The following is an 18,819-nucleotide window of genomic DNA, read 5'->3' as shown; positions in this document are numbered from 1 at the left end:
CCCACGTCGCCTTTTGACCCTGAGCGGACATCGGGTCACGTCATTAGCACCTCACTCACTTGAACGTTCGAGTAAGCTGCTGCATGTTCTTGCACACCGTCGGAATTGGCAATGCGTGCTTTAATCGTTGCATTTACCCTTAGTCTAGCACCGCTCACCGCTCAGGCGGATGACGCTCTAAATCCACCGCATCCAGCGCTCGCACCAATTCAAGCTGAGCTCAATCGGTGCAAGGAGGCAAAGCCCGGGAATATACCTGAGATGCTTTGCGCGATTGATGCCGACAAAGCCGTCGATGCAGTATTGAATGCCCTGTACGGCCAGATTGTTGCGAAACTCAAAGATGCGAGCGGGCCGGACTACGACGTCGAAGATCGAAAAGAACTGCTCAAGCGACTGATTGCTTCAGAGCGTGCGTGGATTGCCTATCGCGAGGCGGAATGCTCCCACGCGTCGGCCGAGATGTTAGGCGGCAGCGGAGAGAAAACGCTACTGGCGGAGTGCAATTTGTCGATGAGGCTGGATCGTGTGAACTCGCTCTTTGGGTTCTACCAGCATAGATTTCCAGAGATCGCCAAGTGAGAAACAGGAGCCTTGGCTAGGCAGACCGTGCCTTACCGTGAGTGTCTGTTTATGGCCCATAGCCGACATTCATGCGCCAGGCGGCCAATCCGAACAACGTGAAGCTCGATCTGCTGCTGCCGCGCTTTCCATCAACACCAGCCGCAGCGACTAGCGCGTGGTCGAGCGGTTCCGGATGATGCGCGTCACCGATGAGCGCTGGGAGCCATTCGGACCGATGGTCGCGGACTGCCCCTGCGGCGCCCCCAGCGCCTTACCCGATCCAAGCCTCAAATGACATGTGGACGTCACAGACGGGTCGGCACAGTGAGGAAGGACGACAAGGCCGAACAGGATCGATGACGCGATTTTGCGCGCCGCGTCGTCATCGCGTCCTATCGCTCAGGAGCCGAGCCGGGTAGCATCTCAACCTAGCTCGCCCCACCTTCCTGCAACGCGCGTGAACTTGCACGTCTCGAGCGCGTGAAGCTGCAAGGCTGGCAGCATGAAGCAAAATTCGACGGTTCGAGGCTGATCCAGCGGGAAATCGTGATGCGCGACCGATGAAGAGCTTCAGCAGCGGATTTGTTGTCCTCACATCCATGCTCTGCGCCCTTCTCGGCCTCCAATCGCTCTCCGCCCGGACGGCCGATGCGATAGTCGGCGTGAACGCGTCGGTGGGGTCACTGAGCATCGACCAACAGAATGCAATCCTCGCGCAATTGCACGCAGCCAACGTTCATTATATCCGATCGGGCATTACGCCCGATGCGAAGGGAGTGGATTTTGCGCGGCGCGCCCAGGCGCAGGGTATCCAGATCGAGTGGCTGGTCCAGTTGCAATACCGGCCCGGCGCGCCAAGCCGACCATGGCCCAACGCTTTCGGTGTGTGGGGCGGACCTCCGTTGTCCGCCGCCGATCCAGATCAATTCGGAAAGTACTTCGAGCCGCTGCTCGAAAAACTCGAAGCCGCCGGCGTCAAGCTCGCGGGGTTCGAATTGGGCAATGAAATCAATTCCGCCATGTTCAACGCGGATTTCAGCTTGCCGGCGGAAAATCCGGCCCAATCCAGAGAGTTCAACCTCGACGACCTTTCGCATGATCCGGAAGCGCAACAGGTCGCCAAAGGCTATCTGCAATATCTCAAGCTGCTGAAGGTCATGAAGGAGGCTCGCGCGCGGTCGAAGCTGAATCAGCACGCACCGATCATCAGTGCCGGTCTGGTGTTCAACGAAGCTCCGGAGGCTCCGCGAACTGCGCGGCTCGACTCGGTCGGTGCCGTCGCAACGCTGGAGTTCATGCGCGCGAACGGGCTCGACGCACTCGTCGATGGTTACGGTGTCCATACCTATCCTTGGACGAATGATCCGGGAAGTCCGATCGCCACCGAGGGACGCCGCGACCGGTTACAGAAGTACGTTCTCGCGGAATGTCGGCCACAGGGGAGCCAGACCGGCAAGCCCTGCTGGATCACCGAGTGGGGAATTCCCGACCGCGAGTCGTCCTGCCCGCCTCATGAAGCCAATCAGATCACCCTGGTCAACGAGACACGAGCCAACTTCCGACCTTACGTCGCCGACAAGCAGGTGCTTGGCCTGTTCTACTATGCGTGGCTCGACAGCCGCGAAGGCTTTGCGATCTACCGTTGCGATCGCTTGACGGATGCCGGGCGCCTTGCACTGACGCCGTTCTGACGGAATCACCCAATCTGTCGGTACATGGGCTCGGCTCGCTTGACGGAATTCCGAGATAGCGCAAACCGGCGATTACATCTGCATTCGCGATGCGCGGCTTGCTCCCGGCGTCACCTCAGGGACGATCACCACGTCCCCGGAATGAGATCTATCTGGCGTGATCGCTGTTCACCACCAGTATGGCCACCGCCATCCCTCATAGAGATCCCACGACGACACCAGGGGCGGCGCGTATGGATCGATCCGGTCATCTTCAGTGCGATAACGATATCGTGGGACAACATTATAATCCCACGGAGTGGGCCTTATCACGGGCCCGGGGATGATGACTCTCCTTGGTTCATGAACGACCTGTGCCTTCCGCGTCCGGGCTTCGGCACCAGACGTTGCGAGGTTACACAGCACCAAGGCAGCTCCGAGAGCGCACGCGACGGTCATTATCTTCATGCATCGTCCTCCCTGGCCGAGAGTGCAAAAGGACTCAAGGCAAGGCAAGCTAATTCACGCTCGACCGGCTTGAATGAGCGCTTGTGATCCGTAACCGCGGTATTTTGGCGCAAACGCCTTGGAGGAAATCCAGTTCCCCCCCGTAGTCTTCCGGCACTCAAGTTTTGACCGCGATCAAGTCTCGTCGATACAACCACTCCATTGTGGTTGTCATGCATTGGCACCATATCGAAAACGCGCCCTTCGACCGTGAGCTGGAACTGGCCGTCATCGACTCTGATGGCGTCCATTCCCTCATATTTCCTTGTCGCCGGGTTTTGGGCGGCTGGATCATTTCGACTTCCGGCGCCGCACTAAAAATTCGCCCTACCCATTGGCGAGAGTGGAGCACCAGCGTGTTGCCCTACGCCAAGACCTATCATTAGGCTTGTGGTTTGCGCCATGATAGGCCTGCAACGTCCGCTTTCGCGAAGTCATCTGACCCAGGCCAAGCAGGCCGTCATGGGCGGCTTGTGACCCTTGGCTGGCCCCACGCCGGGCCATGATTTCCGGTTCGCGCGGGAAAGCAGCCATTCGGCAACTTGATTTAACTCAAATTCGAGCAGCGGCTTCGGAAGATAATGGCTTTCTCAGTCTTACGGGAGAAGAGCAATGACGAAGAAAGCCAAGCTTCTTGGATTGGTCATGACTGCGGCGCTGTTTACGGGACTTCCGCTCTCGGCGCATTATTCGCCGACGAAAGTGGTGTCGATATCGTTCGACCACGCGGAAGCGCGAGTTGGGCGACCGCTTACGCCGATGAGTGTTGCGGGCGTGAACCGCAGAGTGAATCGGCGCGCGTATTACGGAGCAGCGGCAGGTGCCGCAGCGGTCGGAGCCGCGGGAGCTTATGGCGTGTATCGGCGTGGCACGGCGTGTGGATATTATCCTTACCCACCCTGTTATTGAACCTCGTCGGAGGCTCGCCATTCGTGGCAACGGAGGCGGTGGAAACCGGCCCGACGGCTGGAAACGTGGCTGACGTACTCAATGTCGGCGCGCCACCGCCCACCGCCGGGCCGTGCAAGCCGATGTATACGAAGTAGCTGCTCACCGAGGTCGGCTGGTCATTTCCGACGGCTTCAGCGGAGGTTGTCGGCCGGCCGATGTCCGCTTCTATCCGGTAAGCGCCCAACCGGAGCTTTCGTTGCGGTGGTTTGTCGGCGCTTTTGCCGAAAGCTACGCGCAGCACGAGCGTGAAAAAGCGTCCCCTTCAATCGCTCGCGCCGTTGGCTCCAATTGTCGCATTGTGGTTGCTCCTTCTTGCTGACGTAATGTTTGCCGTCTTCGCGGGGAGTGTCTTCTTCGCCGGGAGGTCTACACGACTTCATTGGGTGACCTACCGGCACGAGCCTATGCTGTTAGCCTTCGTTTTCACGACCTCTCTTGCGGGTAGCGGCCTCTGGGGTTGGCTTCTCCTCGGCCTCATTCCAAAGAGAACCTAACGATATGCTCAAACTGAATCGCATCGTCGGTTTCATAATTCTGGCAGCGCTTGTCTACGGTGTGCTCCAGGCTTACGGGCTACTCCCTGAGGGCGCACCTCGGCTGTTTCCTCAACGCAGCGGCTCGCCAGCGGCTTAGGATTGATGCTCCGCATCCGAACGCCCGCTCCTCGCCTGTTGCTGACCTTCCGGAGCCATCGCCGAGATGTTTAGGTGCTAGAGTACGGCGGACACCCGGTGCCGAAGGTCGGATGTCGCACTTCGAGATCAGGCGAGCCGCAGACCCGGTTCACCTCTCCCCGACGGGGAGAGGTCGATTTGCACGGCAGATCGGGAGAGGGCCGCAGCTCCAATGAAGGGCTGCAATCCCTCACCCGGTGGTTCGCGCCGACCTCTCCCAGAGGGAGAGATGCCTCGCGTCACTGACCATTGGTCCGGCGTGCGGCCTTCGGCGCCTCGTCCTTCAGCTTCTCCAATGCGCCGGGCATCATCTGCCCGAACATCGAGCTCAGCATCGCGGTCGGGATCAGGCCGGCGCTGCTGCCCTCCTGCCCCTGCCCGCCCGACATCAGGAATTGCGGCACCAAGGGCTGATTGATCCGCGTCAGCGCATCGGCGAACTTCGCGAAGTTCTGCTCGGCAAGCCGGTATTCCGGCCCGCCATAGGCATCGACCGCGAGCTTGGTCGCCTGCGCATTGGCGGTGCCGACGGCCAGCACCCGGTCGGCCTCGCCCTGGCCTTCGAGCCGCGACTGCTCGCCGACCGCGGCTGCGGTGACCTTCCGCGTCTCGGCATCCTTCTGCGCGCGGGCGAGCGCCGCCGCACCCTCGTTCTCATTGACCCTGACCTGGATCAGCGATTGCGTCAGCGCGGTCTGCGCCGCCGCCGTCGCCTTGGCTTCGTTGAGCGCGCGCTCCTGCACGGCGGCCTTCTCCTGCTCCTGATAGGTCTCGATCTGCTCGCGCGCGATCTGGCGCGAGCGGAGCTGGATCAGGATGTTCTCGATGGTGTGGTCACCGGCGGCGGCACGCGGCGTACCGATCAGGACCTCCTGAAGGTCCAGCGAATAGCTCTCGAACTTCGCCTTCATGTCGTGGGCGGCTTCCGCCTGGATCGCGGCACGGTTCTGCAACAGCTCGATCAAGGTCATCTTCTGCGCGATGTTCTTGAAGAACGCAGAGACCATCGGGTCGAGCGTCTGCTCGACCAGCTTCTTCACGTCGCCGAAGCGCTGGATGATCATCGGCGCCTTCTTGTAGTCGATATGCATCACCACCGAGAGCGGCAGCGTCGGCTCGAACGCGTCCTTGGTGATCAGCGAGATCTCCGACAGGTTCTCGTCGAGCTTCATCGCCCCGACCTCGCCGCGCACCCATTTCAGGATGAAGTTGACGGTCGGGATCACCTCGATCTTGCCGGCATAGGTGTTGAAGGCGTATTTGCCCGGCAACAGCGGGTCCTTCCAGACGCCGCGGCTGCCGTTGAGCACCAGCTCGCCGTGGCGATACTGCTCGCCCGAGACGTCGTCGGTGCGCGGGCCGGTGTAGAAGATCACGACGCCGACATTGCCGACCGGGATCACCGTCTTCGGCACCGCCTCGACGGTCGCGAACAGGCGGTTGATGTACCAGGTGCCCTCGACGATGACCTGGAGCTGACGGCCGCGATAGCCGCCGGCGCTCAGGAATTTCTCCGGCTCCTGGAAATTGTTGTGAAAGGTCGCAGCATCGCGCAGCTCGATGCCGACTTCCGGCGCGATGATCTCGCCCGGGGGCAGCGACGGGCCGTCATGCACGGTGACGATGCCGACCAGATCGTGATCGGCCGCCAGCACGACCGGGGCAAAGCCCCAGCGCTCGGTGATCGTGAGCTGCATGCTCTCGAGCACGCCGCGCTCGCGCTCGCTCAGGGCATGACCGTAGACGCGCTCGTCGGTGATGACGGCGAACTGCGTGGTGTTGATCGCATAGGTACCCTCGCGCAGGATCTTGCGCTGCGGGCCCTTCTGGCCGCCGCCGAGCAGGAAGCGGCGGGCGTCCTGGAAGTCCGACTTGTCCTCGGTGTCGTTGGCGCCGAGCACCTGCGACGGCTCCAGCGCCGCGCCATCGCGCGCGAATACATAGGCGATCTTGCCCTGGCCGACGGTCACGAGGTCCGAGCGATGGATCCGGTACATGAAGGGAAACATCACGTGCAGGCCGCCGCGCAGCACCTCCGGCTCATAACCGGCCTCACCGTTCAGCGCGATGAAGCCGCCGCCGATCGAGCCTTTCATCGCCCACAGCTTCTCGACGATGCCGACCTGATTGTTCGGAATGTAGCGAAATACGTTCGATATGCGCAGCAAGATCACAAGCGCGATCACGACTGCGGTCCAAATGGCCGGCTGGGTTAAACCCAGGCCATTAAGAAAACCGACGAAGTCCATAGTCCGTCTCCACAATTCGCAACTGGGCGGTTTGGGGACCCAAACCTGACCCAAGAATTGCGGTGCGGACATGTGGTGCGGCCATGGCGGCGCAAGGCGTGAACATTATTCGCGCTGCCAATCTTTTTTTGACGACAGGATGAACCGCGGCACGGCGGGCGCGACATCGATCGGCGCGACAAGCATTGCTGCGATTGCGCATCATTCGCAGCAGCCGGCGGAAGGCCGCGTGCTCAACGTTTCGGGTTGCGCCCGCGGATGTGGTCAAAGCCTTGCTTGATCGCGGCGAAGCGCGCTTCGACCACCGGCTCGAATTCGAGATCGGTGAAGATATAGGGCCAGTCGTTCTCGACGCCTTCGCGGACGAGTTCACCGACATACATGGGATCGATGCCCTCGGAGACGCGTTGGCGGACCTGATTGATCCGCTCGGCAAGCGGGCCGGATGTCGGCAAGGCACGGACCGCCCCCTCGAAGCGCTTGGGCAGGTTGCGCCCTGAGTTCACGATTTGCGTGCGGATGAAGCCGGGACACAGCACCGATACACCGATCCCGCGGGGCGCGAGTTCGGGCCGCAGTCCCTCGGACAGCGCGACGACGCCATACTTCGATACGTTGTAAGCCGTGCTTCCCCCTGAAATGAGGCCGGCGAGCGAGGCAGTGTTGACGATGTGTCCGCCCTCGCCGTGCTGCTCGATCAACGGCCCGAAAATCTCGATCCCCCAGATGGTCGCCATCAGGTTGACGCCCAGGGTCCAATTCCACGACGCGTCGGTCCAGGTGCCATAGGGCCCGCCGCCGCCGACGCCTGCGTTGTTGACGAGGATATGCACCTTGCCGTAGCGCGCGGTCGTGGCTTCGGCGGCGGCTTGTAGTTCGGCTTTCAGTGAAACGTCCGCCTTCACGCCGTCGACATCGACGTTGGTGCGCCTCAGTTGCTCGAGCGCTGCGGACAGAGCCGCCTCTTCAATATCGCAAAGCATGACCTTGACGCCCGCCTGGGCGAGAGCGGTCGCGATCCCCAATCCAATGCCCGAGGCGGCACCGGTCACGAACGCCGTCTTTCCAGCGAGTTCCTTCACGCGCATTCTCCCGTGCAAGCGGACACCTTCATTCCAAAGCGTCAGTGTCACGAGGCGTCATATGACCGCACTTTCAAGCGATTGGGAAGTGTGCGGGATGTCCGCTCCCGGCCTAGCCGGCATGCATTCAGACCGGCTGCCATGTCTCGCCTTTGTGAAGGCAAAGCGATCTGGTCCTGATGTCGGCGCGCATGCGCGGACCGCCATCGGCGTCACCCACCTGCCGCTCAATTTCCCGGTCGTCATCGCAGCAGAACTTGCCGTTCGCTGACGTGGCGGGGCGCGGCACGCCGCGACGCTCCCGCCAATCGGGGTAATCCGGAAGTGATGTCAGCGCGATTGCGTTGGCCGGTGGTGGAAATGGCGTGTCGCGCGCATGATCCGAAGCGGTACCACCGACAACAAATCGCGATGCAGCTTTTCGAAGCATCGAAGCGTTGCGCGGCGGGTGCCGACGTCCGTGAACAATTCAACCATCGCCAATGAGGAGTTGCGACATGAGTCGAGACAGCACCTTCGCGCTGGGCGCATTCGCGGCACTGTGTCTGATGTCATCCGTAGCGATCGCCCAAAACGCGCCGCCGACGTTTCAAGGGGACCCAGACGTCTATAAGCTGATCTTCGAGGATCAAAACTTTCGCGTCATCGAAACGGTGCGAAAGAAGGGAGTCCATGACAAGGTGCATGGCCATCCCTTTCCTTCGGTCGTCTACCACGTGACCGATTGCGATACGAGGCTCTACGCACCTGACGGAAAGACCACGGATGGCCACACCAAGGCCGGAAGCGCGAGTGCAGTCCCCGTCATCGCCTCACATTCGGCCGAGAATATCGGCCAAGCGGACTGCCGGCAGATCTTCATCGAGCGCAAATAGGACGATGCTTCCGGCCCCTCGTCGCGAGGCCGCCTCGATGTGGCGGCCTCGTGGTCTTCGGGTTGTCAGTTGACTGTATGCCGCCTACACGGCCTGGCTCTGGCTGCGCGCCAATGAAGCCACGTCCGGCTTCGGATGCCACCAGCGTCCGCCGATCACGACGCCTTCCGACACGATCTTGCGATCGCCGGTCAAATGTTCGCCGACCACGTCGACATAGTCGAACTGCCCTTGCCTGACCGACATCAGCGTGGCATCGCCGACGCAGCCCGGCTTGAGGCTGCCGAGCTCGGGTCGCCGCAACGCCATCGCGGCATTGACGGTGGACGCCGCGATCACGTCCGGCAGCGACATCCCCATGCAGAGAAATTTCGACATCGTCGTCACCTGGTCGAACGCCGGGCCGTCGATGCAGAGTTGATGGATATCGGAGGAGATGGTGTCGGGATAGAAGCCGTTGGCGAGCATCGCGCGCGCGGTCTTGAATGCGAACGAGCCCTTGCCATGGCCGATGTCGAACAGCACGCCGCGCTCGCGCGCCTCCAGCACCACCTTCTTCACGGTGCCTTGCGCGGTGGCCGGCGTGTTGGGGAACGGCCGGAACGCATGGGTCAGCACATCGCCCGGGCGCAGCCGCGCCAGCACCTCCTCGTAGCTCGGCGGCGGATGGTCGATATGCGCCATCAGGGGCATGCCGACCTGCTCGGCCACCTCGAGCGCGATCTCGAGCGGCACCAGCCCGGAAGTGCCCGAGGCGAACAGGCCGACCCGAACCTTGATCCCGACGATGAGGTCGCGGTTCTCGTCGGCGACGCGCGCGGCATCGACCGGGTTCATCAGCCGCAACTCCTCGCTCTCACCGACCATCACCCGGTCGGAGAAGCCGAAGATGCCGGCATGCGAGACGTGCAGATAGGCCAGGATGCGGACCTGGCTCGGCTCGATGACATGCTTGCGGAAGCCGGCGAAATTGCCCGGGCCGGCGCTGCCGGTATCGACCGAGGTGGTGACGCCGGACGCGCGGCAGAATTCCTCCGCGTCGATGCCGAGCGAGGTGCCGCCCCAATAGACGTGGGTGTGCAGGTCGATGATCCCCGGCGAGACGATCAGCCCGGACACATCGCGCATGTCGGTCGCGGGCCCGGCGGCCAGTCCCTGCCCGATCGCGGCGACCTTGCCGCCGGCAAAGGCGACGTCGGTCACCGCATCGAGCTTTTGCGACGGGTCGATCACCCGTCCGCCGCGCAGAATCAAATCGAAAGCCATCGTCATCTCCGGATTGCAGCCGGCACGATGGTCGAGTTCGGCGGCGCCTGCAAGCGGCTCAACCGGCGCGGGCCTGATGGGAAACCGGCGCGGCCGGCGTCACCGGTGCCGCGCTCTTGTCTGCATCCATGTTCGTATCGTTGCCAGCGCCGTTGGCGGACGCGACGATCGCCGCAATGGCCGGGTTATTCGCGGCCTCGGAGGCGGCAATGGTTTCCTGGGCCCAGCGGTACGAGGATTCGAAGATCTCCTGATGACGGTCGAAATCGGTCACGTCGATGCCATCGGGCGTCGGCGGACGCATCACCAGGTCGAGCGGCGTGGTCGGCAGCGTGTCGTAGCGCTGATGCGCGACGAGGCTCCGCCACAACACGTTGACGGCGCTCGGCGCGGCCGGCAGCGACTTCCGCCGGAACGGCATCAGCAAGGTCGCAAGCAGCTCGAACCTTCCAGGCAGCGCGGCATAGTCCACATCGAACATCTCGGTCGCCGGCTCGCCGAAGTGCACCACGAGATTTGGGCCACTCTTCATCTGGTGCATCTGCGCCAGTGGAACGTTGTCGACGAGGCATCCGTCGACCAGCATCGAGCCGTCGCGGGTGTAGAACGGCGGCAGCAGGCCGGGGATGGCGCTGGATGCGCGCACCGCCTGCCAGAGCAGGCCGGTCCGGATCAATTCGAGGCTGTGCGTCGACAGATTGGTCGCGACCGCCGCGAACGGCCGCCAGCAATCCTCGATCCGGCAATTGTGGCCATACTGATCGGCCAGCGCCCGATCGAAGGCCTTGTGATCCAGCAGCGCGTAGCGCGGCCAGGTCGGACGGCGAAAGCTGCGGCTGGAGACGAAGATCTCGTGCGTGCCGCGCTCGAGATGCTCGGGGTCGTAGTTCTTGGCAAAGCCGGCCGCCATCGCCGAACCGACGCTGGTGCCGACGAAGATGTCGAACATCGCGCCGCGCTCGCGAAAGGCCTTGTAGATCCCGACATGCGCGGTACCGAGGCTGCCGCCGCCGCCGGCGACGAACCCGACGGCGCGGCCGCACAGGAAGCGCACCAGGCTGTCGATATCGATCTGGTCCTCGAGTGCGACATGGTGGTGCATGAAGCAGGGCAGCCGCGCGAGCCAGGCCGCGGTGCCGCTGACCTCATGCTGCCTGATGTCATGAACGCGAACCAGCCGACGCGCCGACGCGGGATGCACGGTGCAGGCGAAGCTCTCGAGCTCGGTCAGATCAGGCGCCGGCGCCTGGCCGCGACAGGCCAGCACGACGAGGTCGGCCTGGCGGATGGTCTTGCGCGCCCATTCAGATGCCTCGTGGCCGCCGAAATAGGCCACCAGCGGCGCGTCATACTCTATCCGGTTGAGCCAGTCGGCAACTTCGGAATCGTCCAGCGCGCGGCCGGGAAACATCGCCTGAACGCGCGCGAGGTCGACGATCTCGGCGCCGGCGGCGGCGAGGCCCTTGCGCAGCCTTTGCTCGAAGGCGGCAGGCACCGGCTCCCGTCCGCCCGAAATCAGCGCGACCGTGCGCGCTTTCGGTGACGCCCGCACCGGCAGCAGGCGCGCGGTCTGGATCGCAAACCGCTGCGCGAGCGCGGCCAGCAGCGCATCGACGATCCCCGGCGCTTCCTCGACAAGCCGCGCATAGGCCGCCCGCGTCAACACCAGCACGCTGCTGTCGCGGATCGCGATCACATTGGCCGTGCGCGGGATGTTGGCGAAGAAGCCGATCTCGCCGACCAGCTCGCCGGCGCGTAGCTCCGCGATCGGCTCGGGATGATCGGTCCGGTACACCGCGAGCGCGCCATGAAGCACCAGGAATAGTGCATCCGAGGCGCCGCCCTGCTCGACCAGCAACTCGCCGCGCACCAGATCACGCCGGGTCATCGCACCAAAAGCGATCAGGCGCTGCTCGGCGCTGAGCGTCCTGAACAGCGCGAAGTCCTCGGACAGGCTTCCCCACGCAAACGTTGAACTCGGCGGCACACGGTTCGATTGCATGCACGGATGTTAGCGCCGGGCCGCGGCCCCTGCGAGCGATATCGGAGCATGATCGGCGGCACCGGGCCGCCATTCCTTGGAAGCACTGCAACAGGATTTGCAGCGCCCCTCTTGCCTGCCTCAGCCCACCAGCTCCGGCCACGGCACGATGGTCGACTTCACCGTCTTCATCGCCATCGCGTCCGCCACCGCCTGCGCGACGCCGTCCTCGGTGAACGGATAGATCGTCTGCATGTCGAGCCAGGGATATTTGTGGCGGGTGCGGTAGAGCATGTCGACGCCGAGCGGCAAATCGTTGCCGGTGAAGCCCCAGGAGCCGAGCACGTTGAGGTCCTTGGTGCAGATGCGGTGCCACGACGTGTTGATCGAGCCGGCATCGGTGAACTGGCCCATCTCGACGTAAGTACCGCCGTCGCGCAGCATCTCGATGCCTTCGGGTCCCGCGGTCGGATGGCCGGAGCAGTCCATCACGAGATCAGCACCGAAGCCGCCGACGATGTCGCGCACCGCCTTGATGCGCTCCTCGGGCGTCCTGAGCTGCTCGATGTCGACGGTCGCCTCGGCGCCGAACTTGCGCGCCAGCGCGAGCCGCGGATTTTCCGGCGCGCCGACGCAGATCACGCGCCCTGCCCCCATTTCCTGCGCGGCCGCCACCGCGAGGATGCCGATCGGCCCGGAGCCCTGGATCACCACCGTGTCGCCCCAGGAAAAGCCGCCGGCGCGCGTGGCGCGGTTGAAGGCGCGGATGCAGGAGGTCAAGGGCTCGGAGAGCGCGCCGAGCCGCAGCGACATGTCGTCGGGCAATTTGTAGATCTTGGTGCCGGGCAGCATATCGAGATCGACATAGACATATTCGGCCCAGCCGCCCCACATGTGCGGCGCCTTCTCGAAGCCGAGATAGCGGCCGTAATACACCGGCGTCAGGCACTTGTTGGCGCTCTCGGGATAATGGATGCAGTAGTAGCAGCGGCCGCACGGCATCAAGGGCGGGATCATCACCTTCGATCCCACCTTGAGCGGCTTGCTCATGAAGTCCTCCGTGAACTCCGGGCCGCATTCGACGATGACGCCGCCGAGCTCATGGCCGAGCGTGAATGGCCAGGGCAGCGGCTTCGGCCAGTGTCCTTTCAGGATGTGCAGGTCGGTTCCACAAACGCCGCAGGCGCCGACCTTGATCAAGGCCGCCTTTTTGCCGACATCCGGCCATGGCACGGTCCGGATTACGGGCTTGGCTCCAGGTCCGTCATGCGTGCAGACGCGGATCTGCTCCATCGGTTCGTCCTCCCTGTCCGTATCGTTGGGCCGGCTGCGGCCGCACCGAGCTTAGGTCAGGACGATCGGGATGTCATGAAGGCCTGTCATGAAGACTTTCATGACAGGCTTTGGCGGGACGGGGCGCTTCAGATCTTGACGGACGTATTTTTTCGCAAGGAAGCGTCAATTGTGAACGCGGCCGAGGGCGAATGGGCTTGTAGCATTGCGGGGAACGACACCATGAATCCTGGTATCGAAGGCATCGTCGGCATGTACGTCAAGCTGGGCGAGCTCGACACGCTGCAACGCATGAAAGAGCACCGGCAGAGCCTACTCGACCAATGCGTCGACACTGCGAATTTCAACTTCGACGTGACGCGATCGATCTACCGGAGCGACCTCGAGGTGATCGAGGCCGGCATCGAGAAGCTCTCGGGCGAGATCACCGGCCATGTCGACGTGTTCAACGAGAACAGGATCAGCGGCTGGGCGTTGTACGACCAGCACCCCGACAAACGGGTGACGATCGATATCTATTTCAACGGCGAGCTCGTTGCCGAAGTCGTTGCCGATCAGTTCCGCAAGGACCTGCTCAAGCTCAACAAGGGCGACGGGCACCACGCCTTCTTGTTCGAGCCGCCGAGCGGGTCCTATCAGCCGCCCTTGCAGCTCGAGATCCGCGCGGCGAAGCGCAAGGTGCTGAAAGCAGTGACCGTTGAACCACCGGCGGTGACGGTCGAGCCGGCCGAGGACGCCGGAGCCCGATAGCCTCACCGCGGAAATCGTCACTTCATCGCAGTGCCGTCGGGCGCAAAGCTCTCGACCTTGTCCGTGATCACGAACGACATCAGGTCGTGCCCGATCACCAGAGGTCCCTGATAGGTCGTGCGCGTCCGCTTCAGCAGCGCATCCTCCGGCACGTCCTGGGTCGGCGGCTGGCTCGCGAACACGATGTGCGAGTAGACCGCGAGCTTCGGCTTCACCTCTGCGAAGATCTTGCCGGCCTCTTCCGGCGAGGTGTGATGGTTCTCGATCGCTCGATAGTTCGGATAGGCCTTGAACAGGTCGGGGTCGATGACCGCGACCTCGTGGATCAGGAGGTCGGCGCCCTCGGCCGCCTTCGCCACCCGCTCGTCCGGCTTGGTGTCGCCCGACAGCACCACCTTCTTGCCGTCATATTCGACGACGTATCCGAACGACGGCTTGATCTTCTCGCCGTGATTGACCTCGATCGCGGTGACCTTGACGCCGTTTTTCTCGTAGACCGGACCCGGCTCGATGTCCTTGGCCGCGAACGCGACACCCGAAAGCGGATACCCCTCGTCGTCGACGCGGATCCGGATGTCCTCGGAGAACGCCTTGGTGAGATTTTCGGTCATCGCCACCGTGCCCTTCGGCCCGAAGATCACCATCGGCGTCTTGCGCGAGCCGAACGGCGTGCCGATCCAGCCCGTCAGCCACATGTCGGGAAGACCCACGACATGATCGGAATGCAGATGGGTGATGAAGTGCGCCGTGATCGCGCCGATCGGGATCTTCTTCTGGAACAGGCGGATCGTCGAGCCGCGTCCGAGATCGAAGATCAACTTCTCGGACCCCGCCTCCACCAGCGTCGAAGCGCTGAAGCTGGAGAGCCGCGGCGTCGGCGTGCCGGTGCCGAGCAAGGTGACTCGCATCTCGGCGGCGCGTGCCGTGCCGGCGCCAGTGAGGATCGCCGCCGCAAGCGCAAGCCACAGTTTCAGTCGCATGATTGAACGTCTCCACCCCTGAAGCCTACTCATTGCCTGGAGCTAGGTGAACTCGCCGGGGCTGCCAATGCCTGCTGCGACATGACGGGCCGGCGCGGCGGATTGACAGTAATGGCAGCTCCATCCCAAGCTGCGACGCAACTTCAGGTTATGGAATGACGCTACAGCCCGGCTCCGAACGAATCTTCGCGGACGAGCGCACCGACCCGCTGGATGGACGTGTGCAATGGGCACCGGCGAAGTCGTTGTGGCTCGGCAGCATGACCGCAGTGGCGATCATCTTCGGGCCGCTACTGTTCTCGTGGAGCGCATTCACGCTGTTCATCGCGACCAGCGCAATCACCCTGTGCTTCGGGCATTCGGTCGGCATGCATCGCCGCCTGATCCATGCAAGCTTCGACTGTCCGCTGTGGCTCGAGCGGCTCTGTGTCTATCTCGGTACCCTGGTCGGAATGGCCGGCCCCTACGGCATGGTACGGCTGCACGATCATCGCGACTGGGCGCAGCGCCAGGCGGCGTGTCACGCCTATTCCCGTCACGCGGCCGGCTTCTGGCGCGATGCGTGGTGGCAAATGCACTGCACACTCGTGCTGAAACACCCGCCGCTGTTCCGGCTCGAACCCCGGCTTGCCGATGACCGCTTCTATGCCTTCGTCGAGCGAAGCTGGATGTGGCAGCAATTGCCCTGGGCGCTGCTGTTCCTTGCGATCGGCTCGTGGAGCTGGCTGGTCTGGGGCATCTGCGTCCGGGTCGCCGTCTGCGTCACCGGTCACTGGTTGATCGGTCATTACTCGCATCGCAGGGGCGGACAGACCTGGATCATCGAAGGCGTTGCAGCCCAGGGCTACAATGTCGGCATCGCCGGGCTGATCAGCATGGGCGAAAGCTGGCACAACAATCACCATGCCTATCCCAACTCCGCGAAGCTCGGGCTGCTGCCGGGCCAGATCGATCTCGGCTGGTGGCTGATCAAGGCATTCGAGGCGGGCGGGCTCGCGCGCAACATCAAGACGCCGGACAACCTGGCACCGCGCCCCGGTGCGCGCCGCGTCGACCGTCCCGATAACGCCGGTGCAGTCGCCGGCACCTAGCGCGCCGCGTTGGTTCCATATCCGCCGCGCAAGTTGCGGATCTGTTGCGATGCCGCTATATCGTCGCCTGTCGGAAAAGGCAGACTTGGTTTGGTAAGCCCAAGTCCTTTCGAAGTCGAAATCCTTTCGCAATCGAGAGCTCTGGTCTCCTGCTCAATGCGTGAGATCCCCACGACGAACACCGGATGCCGTCAAGGCGTCCATTGTGTTCGTCCGTGCGGTTCTCAACCCGACGAACTGCTCCGGTCGAACAGCGACACAGGAGCAGTTCATGCACAATAACCGCACCCTCCCCCATGACGTCGTGATCGCAGGTGCCGGCCCGGTCGGCCTGTTGCTGGCCTGCGAGTTGCGGCTCGCAAACCTCTCGGTGCTGGTGCTGGAGCAGGCCGCCGACCCGCGCTCGCCGCTGAAGCGGCTGCCGTTCGGCATGCGCGGCCTTTCGGCGCCCACCATCGACGCCCTGTACCGGCGCGGGATGTTGGACAACATCGCAGCGCCGCAGCGCGCGAAAGATGATCCGGGCCGCGCCGCGTCGAACGGCGCGCATCGGATGCAACAGCCCCGCCGCCCGGCGGGCCATTTCGCCGGCATCCAGTTCTATCACGACGACATCGACACGTCGCAATGGCCGTATCGCCTGCCGAGCCCTGCCGGCACCAGCATGGCGGTCGAGATGGAGGCGCTCGAATCCACGCTGGCCACGCGCGCGAGCGCGATGGGAGTCGAGATCAGACGCGGCACGGGCGTCGAGACATTCGAGCAATCGGATGACGCCCTCGCTATTCACGCCGGCGGCGAGACTTTCCACGGACGCTGGCTGGTCGGCTGCGACGGCGGCCGCAGCACTGTGCGCAAGGCGGCCGGATTCGAATTCGCCGGCACCGAACCCGAGTTCACGGGTTATTCGATCGCGGTCGAGATCGCCGATCCGGACAAGCTCGCCCCGGGGCGCCACTACACGCCAACGGGCATCTACACATACGCGCATCCCGGCACCATCGCGATGGTCGAGTTCGACGGCGCCGCATTCCACCGCACCCAGCCGATCACATGCGAGCATGTGCAGGCGGTGCTTCGCCGCGTCTCCGGCACCGACGTCACGTTGACGGCGCTCCAGCTTGCCACCACCTGGACGGACCGCGCCTGCCAGGCGACGACATACCGGAACGGACGCGTGCTGCTCGCTGGCGACGCCGCGCATATCCATTCTCCGTTGGGCGGACAGGGGCTCAACCTCGGGCTCGGCGATGCGATGAACCTCGGCTGGAAGCTCGCGGCCACGATCCGCGGCGACGCACCAGCCGGCCTGCTCGACAGCTATCGGACGGAGCGGCATCCCTTGGGCGCGCAGATTCTCAACTGGTCGCGCGCCCAGGTCGCGCTGATGCGGCCGAGCCGGAGTTCGCGCGCGCTCGAAGCCATCATCCGCGATCTGATCGCAACGCCCGACGGCGCGACATATTTTGCCGAGCGCGCGTGGGGCGTTTCGCTGCGCTATGATCTTGGCGGCGGCCATCCGCTGGTGGGTCGCAGCGCACCAGACTTCGAACTCGCTTGCGGAATGCGGCTCGGCGAACTGCTCAGGGATGGGCGCGGCCTGCTGCTGGACTTTGACCCGCGCGCGCCGTTGCGAGCGCTTGCCGATCGCTGGCGCGGCCGGATCAACTACGTCGCAAGCGACGCCAGGGATCGGCTCGGCTTGACCGCGGTGCTGGTGCGTCCCGACGGGTTTGTGGCCTGGGCCACAGACATCGAGCCGGATCTGAAGGAGACTGCTCAAGCCGCGGCGCGATGGTTCGGAGAACCTGACGCGGCATACCAGAAGGCCTGACGTGTTCGGGTACGGCGCATGTGAACTTCGCTGATCACTCTCGCGCCGTGTCCGGGTTCCCTCTCACAACCGTAACGCCCCGTTAACCCTATCAGCTTTAGGGTCATCGGGGCTCCGAATGGACGGTGGCCGGGTTTGTCGTGATGTCGTTTGCACAGAAGAAAACTAACGTCGTCCCCGTAGCCGAGGAGCGGCGTCGCTTCCAGCGCGTCAAGGTGCACCTGCTCGGCCGCTACATGCTGCCCGACCGGCGCGAGTTTCCCTGCCAGATTATCAACATGTCCCCGGGCGGCCTCGCCCTGCTGGCGCCCGGCATCGGCAATGTCGGCGACCGCGTGATCGCCTATCTCGACCATATCGGCCGGGTCGAGGGCCGTATCACCCGCATCATCGACAACGGCTTTGCGATGACGATCGGCGCCACCGCGCGCAAGCGCGACAAGCTCGCCGCCCAGCTCACCTGGCTCGCCAACCGCGACATCCTCAATCTGCCCGAGGATCGCCGTCACGACCGTATCGTGCCGCGCAACCCGATCGCCCTGCTCACCCAGGAAGACGGCACGCGGATGACCTGCCGCATCATCGACCTCTCCTTGTCCGGCGCGGCCATTGCCGCCGAGAACCGCCCGCCGCTGAAATCGCTCGTGATGCTCGGCCGCGTGCAGGCCCGCGTGGTGCGAAATCTCGAGTAAGGCTTCGCGCTCGAATTCGTCCACGAGCAGTCCGCGGAAACGCTCGAAGAGAGCGTTACCGCGAGGTAAAGCGAAAAACCGCTCAACACCCCCGTTTTCAGCCCGCGAAGGCGGCCTCCGGTGCACCGGTGGCCGCCTTCGCCGCATTTGGCGCGGTGAAATCGGCGGTTAACGGCCGCACCGTTTGGCGTAACAAACCGCGCTGGCGCAACGTTTGCCGTGTTAATGCATAAAATTTGAATCAATTGCAGTTGTTTCAAATTTTACGCGAATTCGATTCAAGTACAGATCGAATTCGCCGCAGCTTTTACGAGTATTCGCGTCAAATCTACTTTGCGCACTTAGCGGCGGCGAAAAAAC

Annotated in this window: 15 protein-coding genes and 1 pseudogene; 10 read left to right on the top strand and 6 right to left on the bottom strand. The window is 63.4% G+C overall.

The features are described from left to right. Nucleotides 1–111: 111 nt before the first annotated feature. The 4 genes from ALC15_RS00420 (at nucleotide 112) to ALC15_RS45355 (ending at nucleotide 3,650) form a co-directional block, all read left to right on the top strand. Entirely contained in the window at nucleotides 112–582 is a 471-nt protein-coding gene (locus tag ALC15_RS00420) for a lysozyme inhibitor LprI family protein (RefSeq protein ID WP_094193579.1), read from the top strand. A 542-nt stretch (nucleotides 583–1,124) separates the two neighbouring features. Then, on the top strand, nucleotides 1,125–2,255 hold the full coding sequence (locus ALC15_RS00415; protein WP_050625585.1) for a hypothetical protein: 1,131 nt from the start codon (nucleotides 1,125–1,127) through the stop codon (nucleotides 2,253–2,255). Nucleotides 2,256–2,866: 611 nt separating this feature from the next. Beyond that, nucleotides 2,867–3,127 carry a hypothetical protein gene (locus tag ALC15_RS41270; RefSeq protein WP_244485856.1) on the top strand — a complete coding sequence of 87 codons (261 nt, stop codon included), beginning with the start codon at nucleotides 2,867–2,869 and terminating at the stop codon, nucleotides 3,125–3,127. 226 nt (nucleotides 3,128–3,353) lie between these two features. Beyond that, complete coding sequence (locus ALC15_RS45355) at nucleotides 3,354–3,650, top strand: hypothetical protein (RefSeq protein WP_094193576.1); 297 nt, start codon at nucleotides 3,354–3,356, stop codon at nucleotides 3,648–3,650. A gap of 955 nt (nucleotides 3,651–4,605) precedes the next feature. On the opposite strand, the gene ALC15_RS00410 is transcribed toward ALC15_RS45355, so the two are convergent. Together ALC15_RS00410 and ALC15_RS00405 are read right to left on the bottom strand one after the other, a co-directional pair. Next, on the bottom strand, nucleotides 4,606–6,615 hold the full coding sequence (locus ALC15_RS00410) for an SPFH domain-containing protein (protein ID WP_050625584.1): 2,010 nt from the start codon (nucleotides 6,613–6,615) through the stop codon (nucleotides 4,606–4,608). Nucleotides 6,616–6,848: 233 nt separating this feature from the next. Continuing rightward, a complete protein-coding gene (locus tag ALC15_RS00405; RefSeq protein WP_244485885.1) occupies nucleotides 6,849–7,703 on the bottom strand; it encodes an SDR family NAD(P)-dependent oxidoreductase in 855 nt (284 codons plus the stop codon). A 55-nt stretch (nucleotides 7,704–7,758) separates the two neighbouring features. Between ALC15_RS00405 and ALC15_RS45070 the strand changes: the two genes are divergently transcribed. Both ALC15_RS45070 and ALC15_RS00400 read left to right on the top strand, forming a co-directional pair. After that, entirely contained in the window at nucleotides 7,759–7,968 is a 210-nt protein-coding gene (locus ALC15_RS45070; RefSeq protein WP_200914627.1) for a hypothetical protein, read from the top strand. A gap of 226 nt (nucleotides 7,969–8,194) precedes the next feature. Beyond that, entirely contained in the window at nucleotides 8,195–8,572 is a 378-nt protein-coding gene (locus ALC15_RS00400; protein ID WP_063781751.1) for a hypothetical protein, read from the top strand. An 84-nt stretch (nucleotides 8,573–8,656) separates the two neighbouring features. Here ALC15_RS00400 and ALC15_RS00395 read toward each other — a convergent pair whose 3' ends face one another. The 3 genes from ALC15_RS00395 to ALC15_RS00385 all read right to left on the bottom strand — a co-directional run bounded on the left by ALC15_RS00395 (nucleotide 8,657) and on the right by ALC15_RS00385 (nucleotide 13,112). Continuing rightward, entirely contained in the window at nucleotides 8,657–9,838 is a 1,182-nt protein-coding gene (locus ALC15_RS00395) for an amidohydrolase/deacetylase family metallohydrolase (protein ID WP_050625816.1), read from the bottom strand. A 58-nt stretch (nucleotides 9,839–9,896) separates the two neighbouring features. Then, nucleotides 9,897–11,840, bottom strand: coding sequence for a patatin-like phospholipase family protein (locus ALC15_RS00390; RefSeq protein ID WP_050625583.1), 1,944 nt, complete (start codon nucleotides 11,838–11,840; stop codon nucleotides 9,897–9,899). A 120-nt stretch (nucleotides 11,841–11,960) separates the two neighbouring features. Next, the gene (locus ALC15_RS00385) at nucleotides 11,961–13,112 is read right to left on the bottom strand and encodes a zinc-binding dehydrogenase (RefSeq protein ID WP_050625582.1); all 1,152 of its coding nucleotides are present in this window, start codon (nucleotides 13,110–13,112) and stop codon (nucleotides 11,961–11,963) included. Between ALC15_RS00385 and ALC15_RS00380 the strand changes: the two genes are divergently transcribed. Continuing rightward, the gene (locus ALC15_RS00380; protein ID WP_128089385.1) at nucleotides 13,086–13,862 is read left to right on the top strand and encodes a hypothetical protein; all 777 of its coding nucleotides are present in this window, start codon (nucleotides 13,086–13,088) and stop codon (nucleotides 13,860–13,862) included. The two genes, ALC15_RS00385 and ALC15_RS00380, sit on opposite strands and share 27 nt — an antisense overlap. A gap of 17 nt (nucleotides 13,863–13,879) precedes the next feature. On the opposite strand, the gene ALC15_RS00375 is transcribed toward ALC15_RS00380, so the two are convergent. Beyond that, nucleotides 13,880–14,842, bottom strand: a complete 963-nt coding sequence (locus ALC15_RS00375) for an MBL fold metallo-hydrolase (protein WP_050625580.1) — start codon at nucleotides 14,840–14,842, stop codon at nucleotides 13,880–13,882. Between the two features lie 155 nt (nucleotides 14,843–14,997). Between ALC15_RS00375 and ALC15_RS00370 the strand changes: the two genes are divergently transcribed. From ALC15_RS00370 to ALC15_RS00360, 3 genes and pseudogenes are all read left to right on the top strand, one after another. Next, nucleotides 14,998–15,933: an acyl-CoA desaturase gene (locus tag ALC15_RS00370; RefSeq protein ID WP_050625579.1), complete on the top strand. Its 936-nt coding sequence runs from the start codon at nucleotides 14,998–15,000 to the stop codon at nucleotides 15,931–15,933. Nucleotides 15,934–16,204: 271 nt separating this feature from the next. Further along, the gene (locus ALC15_RS00365) at nucleotides 16,205–17,767 is read left to right on the top strand and encodes an FAD-dependent monooxygenase (RefSeq protein WP_050625815.1); all 1,563 of its coding nucleotides are present in this window, start codon (nucleotides 16,205–16,207) and stop codon (nucleotides 17,765–17,767) included. Nucleotides 17,768–17,910: 143 nt separating this feature from the next. Next, nucleotides 17,911–18,528, top strand: a pseudogene (locus tag ALC15_RS00360) (PilZ domain-containing protein). Nucleotides 18,529–18,819: the final 291 nt, after the last annotated feature.

Source organism: Bradyrhizobium viridifuturi (assembly GCF_001238275.1).
In the GTDB taxonomy this organism is placed as follows: Bacteria; Pseudomonadota; Alphaproteobacteria; order Rhizobiales; family Xanthobacteraceae; genus Bradyrhizobium; species Bradyrhizobium viridifuturi.
The sequence above is the reverse complement of the archived record's forward strand: the minus strand, read 5'-3'. Positions and strand labels throughout refer to the sequence as shown.